This is a genomic window from Klebsiella sp. C360, assembly GCF_048822415.1.
GTDB lineage: Bacteria > Pseudomonadota > Gammaproteobacteria > Enterobacterales > Enterobacteriaceae > Klebsiella > Klebsiella quasipneumoniae.
Genome location: NZ_JBMEZZ010000001.1, coordinates 1,113,572 through 1,130,452 on the forward strand (window position 1 = coordinate 1,113,572; position 16,881 = coordinate 1,130,452).

Sequence of the window (16,881 nt, forward strand, 5' to 3'; positions counted from 1 at the left end):
AACAGGCCGCCCCCGCCGCCACCCGGCTTCGTTTTATTTGTTTTTCGCTTCCAGCGTCGCAAACCACGGCGCGATAAAGTCTTCCGTCTGGCCCCAGCCCGGAATGATTTTCCCCAGCGTGGCCACGTTCACCGCCCCCGGCTGGGCCGCCAGCAGCGCCTGCGGGATCGCCGCCGCCTTGAAGTCGTAGGTGGCCGGCGTCGGCTCGCCGGCGATCTTATTGGCGATCAGCCGCACGTTGGTCGCGCCGATAAGCTTCGGATCCACCGCCACGCTCACCTTCCACGGGCTGCCGGCTTCGCGCATCAGCTGCAGATCCTGGTTGGAAATATCAATACTGTAGAGTTTGATCTCGGTGCGGCCGTTCTCTTTCAGCGCCTTATAGGCCCCCTGGCTAAAGGCATCCCAGGTGCCCCAGATAGCGTCGATTTTCCCTTTCGGATATTTGGCGAGGATCGCCCCCACCTTGTTGGCAGTGTCGCCCTGCACATCGGACGAAACGGCGCCGATCGACTCCAGCTCTTTAATCCCCGGATTTTGCTTCAGCAGCGTCTGGTAAGCCGCCTGACGGCGCTCCATTGGCGGGAAACCCGCCACCCACAGCTTGACGATGTTGGCTTTGCCGTTGAAGTCTTTCACCAGCTGGCCAAAGGAGAGATCGGTCAGTGAGGCGTCATCCTGCTGGCTGACCGTCACGCCGGGGATCTCGCCGCTCACCGCGGTATCGAACACCGCCACTTTGATCCCGGCGTCCACCGCCTTCTTCACCAGGGCCGTCGAATAGGGGTCACGCCCCTGGGAGAGAATAATGCCGTCGTATTTCTGGCTGATCGCCTGGTTGACGAAGTCCTGGAATTTGGCGTCATCGCCGTTGCTCAGGAAGGTGCTGATTTTGAAACCGAGCTTTTTGCCTTCCTGCAGCGCCCCGGCGACAAACTGGGTGGTGTTATCGTCAGACCCCAGGTTGCGGATCACTGCAATGCGGATCGGGCCATTGTGTTCGGCAATGGCCGCCGGCACCGGCGTCGGGGCGGTGGCCAGCGCCGCCGTCGACTGCAGCAGACCCAGCGTAATGAGAGAGAGTGCGATCTTTTTCATGCGGTTTACCCTGTAAAATGTTAAGTACGGCGCTGAAAATAGGTCAGTGCCAGCGCGCCAGCCAGTACCAGCCCTTTAATAATGTCCATCGCGTAATACGGCACCGAGAGCATCACCAGCCCGTTGGAGAGCACGCCGAGGATCACCGCCCCCACCAGCGTCCCCAGAGCGTTCGGTTTGCCGGAACCGGCCAGCGAAAAGCCGATCCAGGCCGCCGCCACCGCGTCCATCAGATAGCCGCCGCCGGCGTTAACCTGCGACGATCCGATACGCGAGGCCAGCAGAATGCCGCCGAGCCCGGCCAGCAGCGAGGCAACCACGTACGCCGCCACTTTATAACGCGTGATCCGCAGGCCGGAGAGCCGCGCCGCCTCCGGGTTGCCGCCGATGGCGTACATCCGCCGGCCGTGGGTGGTGAACGACAGCGCCAGCTGGGCGACCAGCGTCACCACCAGCATGATGATGACGATGGTCGGCACCTGGCCCAGCGCGCCAAATGCCGCCGGGATGGTGCCTTCCGCCATCTCGCCGCTCGGCAGCACCATGTTTTCGGTAATCGACCCGCCGTAGCTGTATGTCATTGCCACCCCCTGAATCACAAACAGGCTGGCCAGGGTGGCGAGCATGTCGGGGATGCGCAGCACCACGATCAGAAAGGCGTTAAACAGCCCCACCAGGGTGCAGAGCGCGAGGGTGATCAGGATAGCTTCGGTGGTCCCCAGGCCGTGCCAGACAAACAGGGAGATCACCAGGGCGTTGGCCAGCGACGCCGTCGATCCGACGGACAGATCGAAGCCGCCGATGGTGAGGGAAATCGACACCCCAATGGCAATCACCGTCACGATGGCTATCGAGCGCAGAATGTTGATGATGTTGAACGGGTCAAGGAAGTTGTCCGAGGCGAAGCCAAAGACCGCCACCAGCAGCACCACGGTCAGCAACATGCCCCACTTATAGAGAAAATCAAAAAATCGCTGACGGCCCGATACCGTCGCGTTCACTGCCAGGGCCTTGCTCACGCTGCCGCTCCTCCGGTTGAATAATAAAGCAGTGTCTCTTCCCGGGCTTCCGCGCCGGGGATCTCCGCCACGATCCGTCCGTCCCATAGTACGCAGATGCGGTCGCATAAACCGACCAGCTCGGCGAATTCACCCGAGGCATAAATCACCCCTTTGCCTTCCCGCGCCAGCCCATCGATCAGCATGAACAGATCGGTTTTCGCTTTCACATCGACCCCTTTGGTCGGTTCGTCAAAAATCAAAACGTTGGCATCGCCGCGCAACCATTTGCCAATGGCCACCTTCTGCTGATTGCCGCCGGACAGACGACGCAGCGTCTGACCGGGACCGGTGGCGCGCACGCCGAGGCGGGCAATCACCTCCTCCGCCCAGCGCCAGGCCTGGCGATGGCCGAACAAGCTCCAGCGCGAAAAGTGGTTATCGGCGCTGACCGCCAGGTTCATCGCGATCGGCTCTTCGATGAAAATGCCCTCTTTGCGCCGCTCCTCCGGGACCAGCGCCAGGCCGCGCCCCACCGAGTCGGCGGGATCCCGCGGCCGCCACGGCTGGCCGTTCAGCTCGCCGCGCTGCACCCGGCTTTTGCTGGCGCCGAACAGCGCTTTGCACAGCTCGGTTTTGCCAGCCCCGGCCAGCCCGGCGATCCCCAGAATTTCCCCCTTACGCAGGCGCAGCGAGATATCCTGCAGCAGCGCCTCATCGTGCAGCCCTTCCACCTGCAGCAGCACTTCTTCACCGTGCGGCGGACGCGGCGGCGGGAAGATATCGCTCAGCTCGTGGCCCAGCATCTTTTCGACAATCTGTTCCCCGCTCAGCGGCGCCATCGGGCCGCTCTCAATCAGACGCCCGTCGCGCAGCACCGTCAGGGTGTCGCAGATCGCCTTCAGCTCGTGGATGCGGTGCGAAATAAACACCACCCCGATCCCCTGCTGCTGCAGACGGCGTACCACCGCAAACAGGCGTTCGCTTTCATGCTGATCCAGCGGCGCGGTGGGTTCATCGAGGATCAGAAAGCGGCAATGGTGCGACAGGGCGCGGGCCAGCAGGATCTGCTGTTTTTCGGCGAGCGTGCAGCTGTCAATAGAGCGCCTGACGTCCAGCGCCACGTCCAGCTGCGCCAGCGCCTCGCGCGCCAGCTGCCGAACCCGCGACCAGCGGAAGGTCGTCCCCGGCTCCGCCAGCCTGTCCAGCATGATGTTTTCGGCAATGCTCAGGCCCGGCACCAGCGCCACGTCCACCTCCTGCTGCACCAGGTGGATCCCCAGCTGTTTGGCATCCCGCGGCGAACGAATGGTGACCGGCTGGTTATTGATCGTCACTTCGCCCTGATAATGGGCGTGGGTGCCGCACAGCACCGCCATCAGCGTCGACTTACCCGCGCCGTTGGCGCCGGTCAGGGCATGCACCGACCCGCCATGAAGGGTGAAGGCCACCTTGTTCAGCGCCTGAAAGCCGGAGAAGGCCAGGCTAATGTTATGCATCTCAAGGCGATTCGCGCTCATCGCTGCTCCCGTGCGGCAATTAATCTTCTGATTTAACGAATTTTTCATAGCCGCCGCTGGCTGACAACTGCGTAAAAAGCATAAGATACAACGAAATAATATTAGCCATCTGGATGTCCAGACATAACATCAGGTTAGCCCAACACCTATAAGGACAGCTTTCATGAGCAACAGCGAAATCCGCGTCGTGCCCGGCCCGGCCAACTATTTCTCCCACCCTGGCAGCCTTCAGCGGTTAAGCGATTTTTTTAACGCCGACCAGCTATCGCGGGCGGTGTGGGTCTATGGCGAGCGCGCCCTGGCCGGCGCCGAACCTTTTCTGCCGGCGGCCTTCCACCTGCCGGAGGCAAAAAAGATCCGCTTTACCGGCCACTGCAGCGAACGCGATGTGGCGGCGCTGGCGCAGGCCTCAGGTGACGATCGGGCGGTAGTGATTGGCGTAGGCGGCGGCGCGCTGCTCGACAGCGCGAAAGTGCTGGCCCGCCGCCTGGGGGTTCCGCTGGTGGCCATCCCGACCATCGCCGCCACCTGCGCGGCATGGACGCCGCTGTCGGTGTGGTACAGCGACGCCGGACAGGCCCTGAATTTTGAGATCTTCGATGACGCGAATTTCCTGGTGCTGGTCGAGCCGCGCATCATTCTCAACGCCCCGGCGGAGTACCTGCTGGCGGGCATTGGCGACACCTTAGCCAAATGGTATGAGGCAGTGGTGCTGGCGCCGCAGCCGGAGGCGCTGCCGCTCACCGTGCGGCTGGGGATTAACGGCGCGCTGGCGATCCGCGACGTGCTGCTGGCCAGCAGCGAAACGGCGCTGGCGGACCAGCGCCGCGGCGAGCTGACCCAGGCGTTTCGCGATGTGGTGGATGCGGTTATCGCCGGCGGCGGGATGGTTGGCGGGCTGGGGGAACGTTACACTCGGGTCGCCGCCGCCCACGCGGTGCATAACGGGCTGACGGTGCTGCCGCAGACGGATAAATTCCTCCACGGCACCAAGGTGGCCTACGGCATTCTGGTGCAAAGCGCCCTGCTTGGTCAGGATGAGGTCCTGGCGCAGCTGGTGCAGGCCTGGCAGCGCTTTAACCTGCCGGCGACGCTGGCGGCGCTGGAGGTCGATATCACTAACCGCGAAGAGTTTGACCGGGTCATTGCCCATACCCTGCGCCCGGGCGAGTCGATTCACTATTTACCGGTGACGTTAACCCCTGAGGTTCTGCGCGCGGCGTTTGAGAAGGTGGAATACTTCAGCCGTTAATCACCCCGACCGTCTATACCTAATGATGATTCTCACCACTCTCGCAACGAGGTCATCATGCAGATCGATTTAACAGGTAAGAAGGCGCTGGTTACCGGCGCCAGCCGTGGGTTGGGTCGTGCTATCGCCCTGTCGCTGGCGCGCGCCGGCGCCGATGTGGTTATTACGTATGAAAAATCGGCCGATAAAGCCCAGGCGGTCGCAGATGAAATAAAAGCGCTGGGCCGGCACGGTGAAGCGGTGCAGGCCGACAGCGCCAGCGCGCAGGCGATTCAGGATGCCGTCACCCATGCGGCGCGTTCCCTCGGCGGGCTGGACATTCTGGTCAACAACGCCGGGATCGCGCGCGGCGGCCCGCTGGAGTCCATGACGCTGGCGGACATCGACGCGCTTATCAACGTCAATATTCGTGGGGTGGTTATCGCCATCCAGGAGGCGCTGGTGCATATGTCAGACGGCGGGCGCATCATCAACATCGGCAGCTGTCTGGCTAACCGCGTGGCGCAGCCGGGCATCGCGGTTTACTCGATGACCAAGTCCGCCCTCAACTCCCTTACCCGCGGCCTGGCGCGCGATTTAGGCCCCCGCGGGATCACCGTTAACCTCGTCCATCCCGGCCCGACCAACAGCGATATGAACCCGGAAGACGGCGAGCAGGCCGATGCCCAGCGTCAACTTATTGCGTTAGGTCACTACGGCCAGCCGGAAGACATCGCCGCGGCGGTCACCTTCCTCGCCAGCCCGGCCGCCGGGCAGATCTCCGGCACCGGTTTGGATGTGGATGGCGGTTTGAACGCCTGATCGCACATTTTCTGCAAGCCTCTGTCGCCCGGCAGAGGCCTTTTCGAGCCGCCTCGACGGGTTGCGTTTTGCCGCTTACCTGCGTTTTTTCTCCGCTCTACCCTACCCCATAAGAAATTCGGAATTTATCTAATAGTCTTATTATTTCCTTATATTTTATGTGGTCGTACAGTGGAGGTACGGATGAAGATTGTCTGGTCAAAAACGGCAGATAAGCCATTTTCTAAAATCGATAGTGGCGGTTAAACGCCGAACCACCACCACCTACCTGCATGAGGAGCATGCCGAATATGACTATTCAGTACATCAAGGATGAAGAAGGAAAAGACCAGTATGTCGTCATTCCTTACAGTGATTACTTTCGTATGCGCCTGGCTCTGCTGGAGTACGACGACGAGGATGAAAGGGACTGGGAAGATATTCCTTATGAATCAGACATCTATGATAACGTCATGCTGCCAGGCGAAGTATGCGACGTGATGCATAAAGAAAACGTCAGCCTGCAGGCTGCGTGGCGCATCCTGCGCGGGATGTCCCAGCAGGAGGTCACCGAAAAGCTCGGCATCAGCCAGTCCGCCGTGTCACAGCTGGAAGCGCTGGACTCCCGTCCGCAGAAGCGCACCCGCGAGAAGCTGGCGGCGCTCTACGGCTGTAAGCAGGAGCAGATCAGCCTCTATCTGCCGAAAGAGGGTTAACAGCACTTCGCCCCGCCCTTGCCGCCGTAGCGGGCGTCCTGGCGTTCGCGGAAAAATGCTTCGTAGGTCATTGGCGTCTGATCCGGATGGTTGACGCGCATGTGCTCGACGTAGTTGTCGTAATCCGGCACGCCAATCATCATTTTGGCGGCCTGGCCCAGGTACTTACCTGCTTTGGAAAGGGTGTCGAACATAATTCTGATCTCACAGAAAAAGTACGCCGGGTAAGGCGAAGCCGCCACCCGGCACACAGGTTAATGCGCCCCTTTCGCCTGGGTCACTATCGCGTCCAGGTTTTCAGGCATTGGCTCATACGGTGTCTCTTTCGCCGTCGGTTTATTCTCTTTCAGCGCCGCCAGCGCGGTTTTAATCGAGAACAGCGCCAGCACCACCACCACGATCATAAAGAAGATGGTCAGCCCGGCATCGAGACGGTTGTTAAACACCAGCTGCGCCAGCTGCGACTCGGTGTACTGCGCCGGGATTTTGCCGCTGTCGATCATCGCCTGGAACTTGTTGGCAATCGCCAGGAAGCCCACTTTATTGTCCGGGCTGAAGGCCTTCTGCCAGCCGGCGGTGAGGGTACAGATCAGCAGCCAGGCCGTCGGCACCAGCGCCACCCACGCATAGCGCTGACGTTTCATCTTGAACAGCACCACTGCGCAGAGCATCAGCGCCATCCCCGCCAGCATCTGGTTGGCGATACCGAACAGCGGCCACAGGGTGTTAATGCCGCCCAGCGGATCGACCACTCCCTGATGGAGGAAGTAGCCCCACGCCAGCACACACAGCGCCGTCGCCAGCAGGTTAGCCGGTAACGAGTCAGTACGCTTCAGGTTCGGGGAGATCACCCCCAGCAGATCCTGCAGCATAAAGCGCGCCGCACGGGTGCCAGCATCCACCGCCGTCAGGATAAACAGCGCTTCAAACAGAATGGCGAAGTGGTACCAGAACGAGACGTCCATCAACCCGCCCAGCGCGCCGTGGAGAATGTAGGCCATGCCCACCGCCAGCGTAGGCGCCCCGCCGGCGCGGGAGATGATGGACTGCTCGCCCACCTCATTCGCGATATGCGTCAACGTTTCCGGGGTAATCGCAAAGCCCCAACCGCTCACCACCTGCGCCGCCGAGGCCACCACATCGGTGGTTCCCGCCGGCGCCAGCACCGCCATCGGGCTGTTCATCGCGAAGTAGACGCCCGGGTCAATGATACAGGCGGCCACCAGCGCCATAATCGCCACGAAGGATTCCATCAGCATGCCGCCGTAGCCGATAAAGCAGGCCTGATTTTCATTCGCCAGCATCTTCGGCGTGGTACCGGAGGCAATCAGGGCGTGGAAGCCCGACACCGCGCCGCAAGCGATGGTGATAAACAGGAACGGGAACAGGTTGCCAGTCCATACCGGGCCAGTGCCGTCGATAAATTTGGTCAGCGCCGGCATGGTCAGGGTCGGACGCATAATCAGAATGCCGATCGCCAGACCGACGATAGTGCCGATTTTCAGGAAGGTGGAGAGGTAGTCGCGCGGGGCGAGCAGCAGCCAGACCGGCAGCACCGCGGCGACAAAGCCGTAGCCCACCAGCATCCAGGTGAGCTGGACGCCGGTAAAGTCAAAGAACGGCGCCCAGGTCGGGCTTTCCGCTACCCAGCCGCCGGAGATAATGGCGAACACCAGCAATACCAGCCCAATCACCGACACTTCGCCAATGCGCCCCGGGCGCAGATAGCGAATATAGATCCCCATAAACAGCGCCAGCGGAATGGTAAAGGCCACGGTATAGGTTCCCCACGGGCTGTGGGTCAGCGCTTTCACCACGATCATCGCCAGCACCGCGAGGATGATCACCATGATCATAAAGGTCGCCACCAGGGCAATCACCCCGGCGGTCGCCCCCATCTCCTCTTTCACCAGCTCGCCCAGCGAACGGCCGTCGCGACGGGTGGAAACGAACAGCACCATAAAGTCCTGCACCGCCCCGGCCAGCACTACGCCGGCGAGGATCCAGATCATCCCCGGCAGATAGCCCATCTGCGCGGCGAGCACCGGGCCCACCAGCGGCCCCGCGCCGGCGATGGCGGCAAAATGGTGACCGAACAGCACTTTTTTGTCAGTCGGGACATAGTCGAGGCCATCGTTATGCCGCACCGCGGGCGTCATGCGCGTCGGGTCGACGCCGAGCACGGTTTTGGCGATATACAGGCCGTAAAAACGATACGCGATCAGATAAACGCAGACTGCCGCGACGACAATCCACAGCGCGTTGATCTGCTCACCCCGGTTTAAAGCAATGTAGCTGAGGGCAAAGGCTCCGATCACGGAGAGCAGTGCCCAGATAAGGTATTTCCCTGAATTATTCATTGTTGTGGTCCACCGGTAGGGTAATCAGGATGTTACAGTTTGTTTCTAGAACACAACGCAGACTTTAACAACATCGAAACAGCGCAGATGCCGTCCACCCACAGAGATTTGTCTCACATTGCTAGCGAGATCACTTAAGGCAGGAAAATGAATGAAAGGATTATCGTGAACGGTGCCGTTTGTTTGTCGGGTGGCGGCTAACGCCTTACCCGACCTACAGATCCGTAGTCCGGCTAAGCGCAGCGCAAGCCGGGGAAACAGCAGCTTCCTGACCCAGAAACCGTAGCCCTGCTAAGTACAGCCGAGCGGGGATATTCCCGGATGGCGGCGCGCTGCGCCTTATCCGGGCTACCCATTGCGCCGATACGTAGCCCGGCTCAGCGCAGCGCAAGCTGGGGAAACAGCGGCTTCCTGGCCCAGAAACCGTAGCCCTGCTAAGCGCAGCGCGAGCAGGGAGATTCCCGGATGGCGGCGCGCTGCGCCTTATCCGGGCTACCCATTGCGCCGATACGTAGCCCGGCTCAGCGCAACGCAAGCCGGGGAAAGCGTGGCTACTTAGCCCAGCACCGCGGTGCCCAGACGACAGGTACAGCAGCGCCGCCCCTTCTCGTCATACACCACAATCTCCCAGCTCTGGCTCTGCCGGCCAAGATGCAGCGGGCGGCACTCGCCGCGCACTTTCCCGCTGGAGACCGCCCGGTGATGGGTGGCGTTCAGCTCGGTGCCGACCACGCACTGCCCCTCGTCGGTCATCAGCCAGCCGGCCATCGACCCCAGCGTCTCCGCCAGTGCCGCTGAAGCGCCGCCGTGCAGCAGGCCAAACGGCTGATGGGTGCGGGCATCCACCGGCATCTCCGCCTCCAGCAGCCCCGCCTCCAGCCGGGTGTAGACGATCCCCAGATGCGCCACCAGGGTGTTTTCGCTGCTGGCGTTCAGCGCCGCCAGCGTGAGCGCTCGTTTCCAGGCCATTTACGCCCCCAGCGTCGAGCCGCCGTCCACCACGATATCCTGCAGGGTGATATGGCTGGCATGAGCAGAGGCGAGGAACAGAATGGTATTCGCGATCTCCTGCGGGCGGGCAATCTTACCCAGCGGGATGCCGAGCTTAAACTGCTCGCCGAAACCGCGGATCCGCTGCTGCTCCGCATCGTCGCTGACCCACAACGTGCGCTGCATATCGGTATCGGTAGAGCCCGGCGAGACCAGATTACAGCGCACCCCGCTGCCCGCCAGCTCAAGGCCGACGGTCAGCGCCAGGCTTTTCAGCGCCGCCTTCGAGGCGCCATAGGCGCTCATGCCGATGCGCGGCGTGTGCGCGGCATCGGAGGCGACGGTGACGATGGCCCCGCCCCGCTGGCGACGGAACTGGGCCATCGTCTGCTGAAACAGGTTGAACGCCCCGCCGACGTTGACCGCGAAGGTCTGCTGCCAGTCTTCCGCGCTTAGCTGGTCGGTGGCGCCCATGCGCAGGATCCCGGCGGCGTTCACCAGCACGTCTAACCGCTCGGTGTTCGCCAACAGGCGGCTGCACACCTCGCGCACCCGGTCGGCATCGGCGACGTCCAGCGTTTCGGTCGCAAACGGGTAGCGTTCGCCGTCAAAGGCGAGGTCGAAACCGGTGACGTTGGCGCCGGCCTCCACAAAAGCCAGCGCGGTGGCATAACCGATCCCTTTACCTGCGCCGGTCACCCACACGGTCTGGCCGCGAAAATCCAGCGCCGCCATTATCGCACCTCGCGGGAAAGCAGCGCCCACCAGGCGTCGATGGTAGGGTTTTTCGCCAGCATCACGAAGTCGATATCGCCGTGAACTTTGCGCCAGCGGGCGGCCAGGGCCATCATCCGCACCGAATCCAGACCGTAGTCGATCAGGTTTTCATCATCCAGCGGTTCGTCGGATTCGTCGAGCAGCGGCAGGATCAGCGCGCGCAGCGCCGCTTTGGAGGCCGGCAGCGGCAACAGCGCTTCGGTCATCACCACGCGGCCGGAGCGGCCGGCGACGTATTTCAGCGCCATCAGGTGCTCTTCGCGGCTGAAGTCCGCCAGCGCGTCGGCGACAAAGAACGGTTTGATATCGCGCATAAAGGCGTCGGTGGCGGTGGTCATGCAGCCGATATGGGCATACACGCCGGTGATGATCAGCTGGTCGCGGCCGCTCTCCTTCAGCATCGCCTCCAGCGGCGAGCGATGAAACGCGCTGTAGCGCCATTTCACCAGCACGGTGTCGTCTTCATCCGGCGCCAGGGCGGCAATCACCTGCTGCTGCTCCGGCGAACGGGTCAGCCCCGGCCCCCACATATCATTCAGCAGCGCGCGATCTTCATCGCTCTGCTCTTTCGGCTGGGCGGTGTAGTACACCGGAATGCCGTTCTGTTTGCAGAAGTCGCGCAGGGCGGCGATATTGGCCACCACTTTCTCCATCATCGCGCTGTTTTCGCCCCAGAAATTGAGGAAATACTCCTGCATATCGTGGATCAGCAGCGCGGCGCGGGAGGGCTCAAAGGCCCAGCTGACTTTGTTCGCCGGGATATCGCTGGCTTCCGGCAGCGCGTAAGCCTGTAATTTAGGGATTGCCATTTTCTGTTCTCCTTCAGCCCAGCTTGCCTTCGGCCAGCCACTGACGTAATTGTTTCTTATCGACTTTGCCCACCGGCGTCAGCGGCAGCGCGGCAACGCACTCCACGCGGTCCGGCAGTTTAAATTCAGCCACCCCCTGCTCGCGCAGGAAGCGGCGCACCGCGACGGCGCGCAGCGGCGAGGTCGCCACCAGGTAAGCGCAGCTCTTCTCGCCCAGCAGGTTGTCTTCAATGCTGACAAGCGCGGCGTGGATCACCGCCTCATGGCGCAGCAGCAGGTTTTCGATCTCTTCGGCGGCGATCTTCTCGCCGCCGCGGTTGATCTGGTCTTTTTCCCGGCCCTGGACGGTGATATACCCGTCTTCATCGATCGATATCAGATCGCCGGAACAGTAAAACCCGTCGGCGTCAAAGGCTTCCGCGTTATGCTGCGGGCTGTTGTAGTAGCCGCGGAAGGTGTACGGCCCGCGGGTCATCAGGCGGCCCACTTCGCCGCGCGGCAGCGGGTTGCCGTCGGCATCCGCCACCCACACTTCATCGTCCGGGCACATCGGGCAGCCCTGGGTATGAATAATCCGCTCAGGGCTGTCGTTAAGGCGGGTGTAATTCACCAGCCCCTCCGCCATGCCGAACACCTGCTGCAGCTGGCAGCCAATTTCCGCCGGGATGCGCGCGGCAAGGGTCGCCGACAGGCGCGCGCCGCCGACCTGCAGCAGCTGCAGCGACTGCAGCTGGGCATTGCCGCCCCATTCATGGATCGCCTGCAGCCACAGGCTGACCGCCGGCGGCACCAGCGAGGCGACGTTGATCTGATGTTTTTCAATCAGCGGGAAACAGAGGGTGGCGCTGGGGTCGGCGGCGAGGATCACCCGCCCGCCGGCGAGGAAAACGCCCAGCGACCCCGGGGAGCTCATCGCATAGTTATGCGCCGCCGGCAGCGCGTTGAGGTAGCGCGTCTCAGCGTTAATCCCGCAGATCTCGTTGCTGCGGCGGATACTGTAGTCGTAATCGTTATGGGTACGCGGGATCAGCTTCGGCGTCCCGGTGCTGCCGCCGGAGAGCTGGAAAAAGGCCACTTCGTCGGCAGGGGTTGGGTTAGCGATAAAGTTATCCGCCGGGCGGTTAATCTCCGTCGCCAGATCGCGCTCGCCGCCGTCGTTACGCAGCAGCGCCACGCGCAGGGAAGGATGTTCAGCGATAAACGCGTGAAGAAAGCTATCGTCGGCAAAGAGCGCGTGCTCGCGGTCGGCGATCAGCAGCGCCGGTTTAATCTGCGCGGCGTAGGCGTTAAGCTCGCTGCGCTGGTGGCTGAACAACGCGTTCACCGGCGCGACGCCGATACGCAGCAGCGCGAAGAAGGTGATGTAAAACTCGGCGACGTTGCCCAGCTGCACCAGCGCGGTTTCCCCGCGCTTCAGTCCCTGACGCTGCAGAGAGCAGGCAAGGTTGTCCACTTGCTGGTTAAACTGGCGGTAGCTAATGTGTCGATCGCCATCGATAATCGCCACGACGTCGTTTTCCGCGTGACGGGTGATCAGATTGGTTAATGGCAGATCCTGCCAGTAGCCTTTTTGGCGATAGCGGGCCGCGAACTCATCCGGCCAACGGGTAAATGCAATCATCCTTGCCTCTTAATTCAAGCCAAATACGTTAAGCATGGTGGTCAGTTTGACGCCGGTTTCTCGCCATTCGCCCAGCGGCGAGGAGGCCGGAACGATGCCCGCGCCGGCAAACAGGCGCAGCGTACGCTGCTGCAGACGCGCGCAGCGGATGGTCACCACCCATTCGCCGTTGCCTTCATCGTCACACCAGCCGACGATGCCGCCGAACAGCTGGCGGTCGAAGGGTTCCAGGTCGGCAATCAGGCGCTTCGCCGCCTGGTGCGGGAAGCCGCTCAGCGCCGGAGTCGGGTGCAGCAGGCAGGCCAGCGACATGGCGTTTTCTTCCGCCAGCGCCGTGCCCTCGATCGGCGTCGCCAGATGCCAGAGCGTCGGGGTGGTGATCAGCTGCGGCGATGCCGGCAGCGACAGCTGGCTGCTGCGCGGGCCCAGCACGCTCTTCATCGCCTGGGTCACCAGTTCGTGCTCGTGGCGATCTTTGCCGGACGCCAGCAGCCTGTTGCCCGCTTCGCGGTCCAGCACATCGTCCGGCTGGCGGCGGGCGGAGCCGGCCAGCGGCAGCGAGCTGAAGTGCGGTCCTTCTTTACGCAGCAGCAGCTCAGGGCTGGCGCCCAGCAGCACGCCGCCGTCGGAGAGCGGCACATGGAAGTTGAAGCTGGCGGGGTTCTGGGCGATCAGTCGCTCCATCAGGGCGCCGCTATCGACAGGATCGCGGGTGGTGATATCGATAAGTCGTGATAGCACCACTTTGTCCACTTCCGGCGTGGCGGTCAGCGCGGCGGCGCGTTCCACCATGGCTAAAAACGCATCCTGTTCCGGGATCTCCCGGCGCTCCACCACCTCCATCGTCTCCAGCGGCGCGGCATAGCGGGCGGAACGCTGTTTTTCCGGGCGCGAGAACGCTTCCCAGCGCTCCGGGATATAGAGCTCGGAAGGCTGACAGGTGTCGAACGGGATGGCCCCAACCATCACCGGCTTGCGGATCCCCGCCGCCCGGGCCTCGGCAAAGGCGGCGGCCATCTGCTTTTGGAACTCGCCATTCAGCGCATCGCCGCCGTCGGCGGGCGCTGAGAAGCGGCGGAAGCAGCCTGAGGTGCTAAAACTGCGGTACGGCGACATAAAGAAGAAGCTGTCCGGCGATAAGGTCCGGGTAGATTTCTGTACATCCTCAGCCAGTGACGTTTCCATATCATCCTCCAAAAACGATAAATATATTACGAATAATTATCATTTGTATTTTGGTTGGCTAACCTAAAAGGTATTGCCCGTCATGTCAACCGCGTTACGTCATCGCGCCGCCACTTTGGCTTGCATCCTGTCGGCGCAAAGTTGAAAATGAGACGCATTTATTACCCTTCGAATCAGGATGCGATGACGTGAACTTCTCTTCTTTTTACCGCCGCGGCGCGCTGGCCGGGATGCTGTTGTTTTTAGGAATTACCTCAGCCCAGGCGGCGGACTGGCCGCGCCAGGTCACCGACAGCTACGGGACGCACACCCTGCCGAGCCAGCCGCTGCGCATTGTCTCCACCAGCGTGACCCTCACCGGCTCGCTGCTGGCGATCGACGCCCCGGTGGTCGCCAGCGGCGCCACCACCCCGAACAATCGCGTGGCCGATAGCCAGGGCTTTCTGCGCCAGTGGAGTGAGGTCGCCAGAGCCCGCAAGCTGGCGCGGCTGTACATCGGCGAACCGAGCGCGGAAGCGGTGGCCGCCCAGATGCCGGATCTGATCCTGGTGAGCGCCACCGGCGGCGACTCCGCCCTGCCGCTGTACGATCAGCTCAAAACGATCGCCCCGACGCTGGTCATCAACTATGACGATAAAAGCTGGCAAACGCTGCTTACCCAGTTGGGGCAGATCACCGGCCATGAGCAGCAGGCCAGCGCGCGCATCGCCGACTTCAATAAACAGCTCGTTTCGTTAAAAGAAAAAATGAAGCTGCCGCCGCAGCCGGTCACCGCCCTCGTCTATACCGCCGCCGCGCACAGCGCCAATATCTGGACGCCGGAATCGGCCCAGGGGCAGATGCTCGAACAGCTGGGCTTTAGCCTGGCGACGCTGCCGGGCGGCCTGCCCGCCAGCCATAGTCAGGGCAAACGCCACGATATCGTGCAGCTGGGCGGGGAGAATCTGGCCGCCGGTCTGAACGGCCAGAGCCTGTTCCTGTTCGCTGGCGACCAGAAAGATGTCGATGCCATTTACGCCAACCCGCTGCTGGCGCATCTCCCGGCGGTCGAAGGCAAACGCGTTTACCCGCTGGGCACCGAGACCTTCCGTCTTGACTACTACAGCGCCCTGCTGGTGCTCCAGCGTCTCTCCAGCCTGTTCGGCTAACGCGGGCTCTGCCATCGGGACGGGTACGCGGCCTGAACGCTTTGCCGGGCGGCGCGGCGCTTGCCCGGCCTACTGAGCTTGCACCGGCCTGCCGTACCCCAGGCCCGGTAAGGCGTAGCCGCCACCGGGCATCAGGACGGGTACGCGGTCGGAACACCTTGCCGGGCGGCGCTACGCTTGCACCGGCCTACAATGCTTGCGCCCTCCAGGCCAGACCTTCGGCCCGGTAAGGCGTAGCCGCCACCGGGCATCAGGACGGGTACGCGGTCGGAACACCTTGCCGGGCGGCGCGGCGCTTGCCCGGCCTACAACGCCCGAGGCCCCAGTACCCCAGGCCCGGTAAGGCGTAGCCGCCACCGGGCAATCGCACCGTACTCAGCTTTCGTTGACTATTTCCGGGCGCTGGAAACGGCGCAGCTCGCGTAGCAGCCCCACCAGCAGCACGCCGACGAGCGCCAGCGCCCAGCCGCTGGCGCTGGCGGAAGCGACCGGCGTCATCACCGCCCCTAACCCGCCGAGCAGCGCCGCGCCGATGGCGTCGCCGGTAACGTTCTGCGCGGTCCACAGACCGTTAATTCGCCCGAGCATATGTTCCGGCGTCTGGGTCTGGATCAGGGTGTACTGCAGCAGCGAGCTAATAGCGCTCAGCCAGCCAAACAGCGCCAGGCACAGCGCGCCCAACGCCCAGTGCGGCATCAGGCTGAACAGCGCAATGGCGACAAAGGAGCACACCGTCGTCGCCAGCATCAGCGCGCCCGGCCGCACGGTCTGGGCCAGCTGGCCGCTGGTCAACGCCCCCAGCGCCGCGCCGAGCGGAATCGCGGCGTACAGCAGGCCAATCTGCCCTGCCGACATCTGCCAGCTCCCGGCCAGCGCCGGATAGAGCACCCGCACCGCGCTGGCCATGGTCAGCAGGCCGCCGAGCAGCGCAATCCCGCCGATAAGCGGACTCTGGCAGAGGAAGGTCAGCCCCGCCAGCAGGGCACGCAGCGGATGCTCGCGCGGCTGCGGAGGCGGCGGCAGCTGTGGCAGACGCAGCAGGGTTAAGGTGGTGATAAAGGTCCCCGCCGCCGCCAGGCCGAAATTCCAGGCCACACCGCCGGAGGCCAGCAGCAGGCCGCTGATCATCGGCGAAATCACCGAGCCCAGGCGCACCGTGAGCATTGTGATGGCCCCGGCCTGCATCAGATTTTCCCGCCCCACCAGCGCCGGCGTCGCCGCCAGCAACGCGGTCACCCCCAACGAAGCGAAGAACCCATCCCAGATCCCCAGCAGGTAGATCGCCGCCAGCGACGGCTCCGGCAGCAGGGCGTTCAGACACAGGCCGACAAAGCCCACGCCGCAGGTGCCGCGCGCCAGCAGGATCAGGCGTTTGCGCTCATAACGGTCGGCCAGTACGCCCCCCACCATCAGGCCAATAAACATCGACGCGCCGGTCAGCGTCACCGACAACCCGACCTGCCAGGTCGAATGGGTCATCATCTGGATCTGCACCGGGATGGCCACACCCAGCAGGCCAAGCGACAGAATAGAGATAAAGCGAGCGATAAAAACGGCGCGAAACGCCGGGTGAGTTTTCAGCAGGCTGAGGTTGAGCAGCCAGGATTGTCGGTTCATTACAGCGCCT

15 protein-coding genes and 1 pseudogene are annotated in these 16,881 nt (G+C 62.7%); 5 read left to right on the top strand and 11 right to left on the bottom strand.

Translation table 11 applies throughout. From position 1 onward, the window contains the following. Positions 1-33: 33 nt before the first annotated feature. The 3 genes from ACOI7D_RS05560 to ACOI7D_RS05570 are packed head-to-tail and all read right to left on the bottom strand — an operon-like array spanning position 34 to position 3,616. Positions 34-1,098, bottom strand: a complete 1,065-nt coding sequence (locus tag ACOI7D_RS05560; RefSeq protein ID WP_032455089.1) for a sugar ABC transporter substrate-binding protein — start codon at positions 1,096-1,098, stop codon at positions 34-36. 20 nt (positions 1,099-1,118) lie between these two features. After that, complete coding sequence (locus ACOI7D_RS05565) at positions 1,119-2,117, bottom strand: ABC transporter permease (protein WP_048297022.1); 999 nt, start codon at positions 2,115-2,117, stop codon at positions 1,119-1,121. Next, positions 2,114-3,616 carry a sugar ABC transporter ATP-binding protein gene (locus tag ACOI7D_RS05570; RefSeq protein WP_050532999.1) on the bottom strand — a complete coding sequence of 501 codons (1,503 nt, stop codon included), beginning with the start codon at positions 3,614-3,616 and terminating at the stop codon, positions 2,114-2,116. The genes ACOI7D_RS05565 and ACOI7D_RS05570 overlap by 4 nt, the downstream gene beginning before the upstream one ends. Positions 3,617-3,779: 163 nt before the next feature. On the opposite strand from ACOI7D_RS05570, the gene ACOI7D_RS05575 reads away from it, so the two are divergent. The 4 genes and pseudogenes from ACOI7D_RS05575 to ACOI7D_RS05590 all read left to right on the top strand — a co-directional run bounded on the left by ACOI7D_RS05575 (position 3,780) and on the right by ACOI7D_RS05590 (position 6,364). Next, positions 3,780-4,868: an oxidoreductase gene (locus ACOI7D_RS05575; protein ID WP_064158180.1), complete on the top strand. Its 1,089-nt coding sequence runs from the start codon at positions 3,780-3,782 to the stop codon at positions 4,866-4,868. A 57-nt stretch (positions 4,869-4,925) separates the two neighbouring features. Continuing rightward, positions 4,926-5,669 (top strand): SDR family NAD(P)-dependent oxidoreductase, encoded by a 744-nt coding sequence (locus tag ACOI7D_RS05580; RefSeq protein WP_023288792.1) that lies wholly within the window; start codon positions 4,926-4,928, stop codon positions 5,667-5,669. Between the two features lie 232 nt (positions 5,670-5,901). Further along, positions 5,902-5,985 (top strand): annotated as a pseudogene (locus ACOI7D_RS05585) (type II toxin-antitoxin system RelE/ParE family toxin); the annotation flags it as partial. Then, positions 5,960-6,364 carry a helix-turn-helix domain-containing protein gene (locus tag ACOI7D_RS05590; protein WP_109546553.1) on the top strand — a complete coding sequence of 135 codons (405 nt, stop codon included), beginning with the start codon at positions 5,960-5,962 and terminating at the stop codon, positions 6,362-6,364. The pseudogene ACOI7D_RS05585 and the gene ACOI7D_RS05590, both read left to right, overlap by 26 nt. On the opposite strand, the gene ACOI7D_RS05595 is transcribed toward ACOI7D_RS05590, so the two are convergent. The 7 genes from ACOI7D_RS05595 to entC all read right to left on the bottom strand — a co-directional run bounded on the left by ACOI7D_RS05595 (position 6,361) and on the right by entC (position 14,106). Further along, positions 6,361-6,558, bottom strand: coding sequence for a YbdD/YjiX family protein (locus tag ACOI7D_RS05595; RefSeq protein ID WP_023288790.1), 198 nt, complete (start codon positions 6,556-6,558; stop codon positions 6,361-6,363). The genes ACOI7D_RS05590 and ACOI7D_RS05595 overlap by 4 nt on opposite strands. Positions 6,559-6,618: 60 nt before the next feature. Beyond that, a complete protein-coding gene (gene cstA / locus ACOI7D_RS05600) occupies positions 6,619-8,724 on the bottom strand; it encodes a pyruvate/proton symporter CstA (protein ID WP_109546554.1) in 2,106 nt (701 codons plus the stop codon). A gap of 555 nt (positions 8,725-9,279) precedes the next feature. Then, the gene (entH, locus tag ACOI7D_RS05605) at positions 9,280-9,693 is read right to left on the bottom strand and encodes a proofreading thioesterase EntH (RefSeq protein ID WP_023288788.1); all 414 of its coding nucleotides are present in this window, start codon (positions 9,691-9,693) and stop codon (positions 9,280-9,282) included. After that, a complete protein-coding gene (entA, locus tag ACOI7D_RS05610; protein WP_087672169.1) occupies positions 9,694-10,440 on the bottom strand; it encodes a 2,3-dihydro-2,3-dihydroxybenzoate dehydrogenase EntA in 747 nt (248 codons plus the stop codon). 8 nt (positions 10,441-10,448) lie between these two features. After that, on the bottom strand, positions 10,449-11,300 hold the full coding sequence (gene entB, locus ACOI7D_RS05615; protein ID WP_048334361.1) for an enterobactin biosynthesis bifunctional isochorismatase/aryl carrier protein EntB: 852 nt from the start codon (positions 11,298-11,300) through the stop codon (positions 10,449-10,451). A gap of 13 nt (positions 11,301-11,313) precedes the next feature. After that, positions 11,314-12,921 carry a (2,3-dihydroxybenzoyl)adenylate synthase EntE gene (gene entE, locus ACOI7D_RS05620; RefSeq protein ID WP_109546555.1) on the bottom strand — a complete coding sequence of 536 codons (1,608 nt, stop codon included), beginning with the start codon at positions 12,919-12,921 and terminating at the stop codon, positions 11,314-11,316. A gap of 9 nt (positions 12,922-12,930) precedes the next feature. Next, a complete protein-coding gene (entC, locus tag ACOI7D_RS05625; protein ID WP_109546556.1) occupies positions 12,931-14,106 on the bottom strand; it encodes an isochorismate synthase EntC in 1,176 nt (391 codons plus the stop codon). A gap of 188 nt (positions 14,107-14,294) precedes the next feature. Between entC and fepB the strand changes: the two genes are divergently transcribed. Beyond that, complete coding sequence (gene fepB / locus ACOI7D_RS05630) at positions 14,295-15,254, top strand: Fe2+-enterobactin ABC transporter substrate-binding protein (protein ID WP_023288783.1); 960 nt, start codon at positions 14,295-14,297, stop codon at positions 15,252-15,254. Between the two features lie 375 nt (positions 15,255-15,629). On the opposite strand, the gene entS is transcribed toward fepB, so the two are convergent. Then, entirely contained in the window at positions 15,630-16,871 is a 1,242-nt protein-coding gene (entS, locus tag ACOI7D_RS05635) for an enterobactin transporter EntS (RefSeq protein ID WP_109546557.1), read from the bottom strand. Positions 16,872-16,881 lie beyond the last annotated feature (10 nt).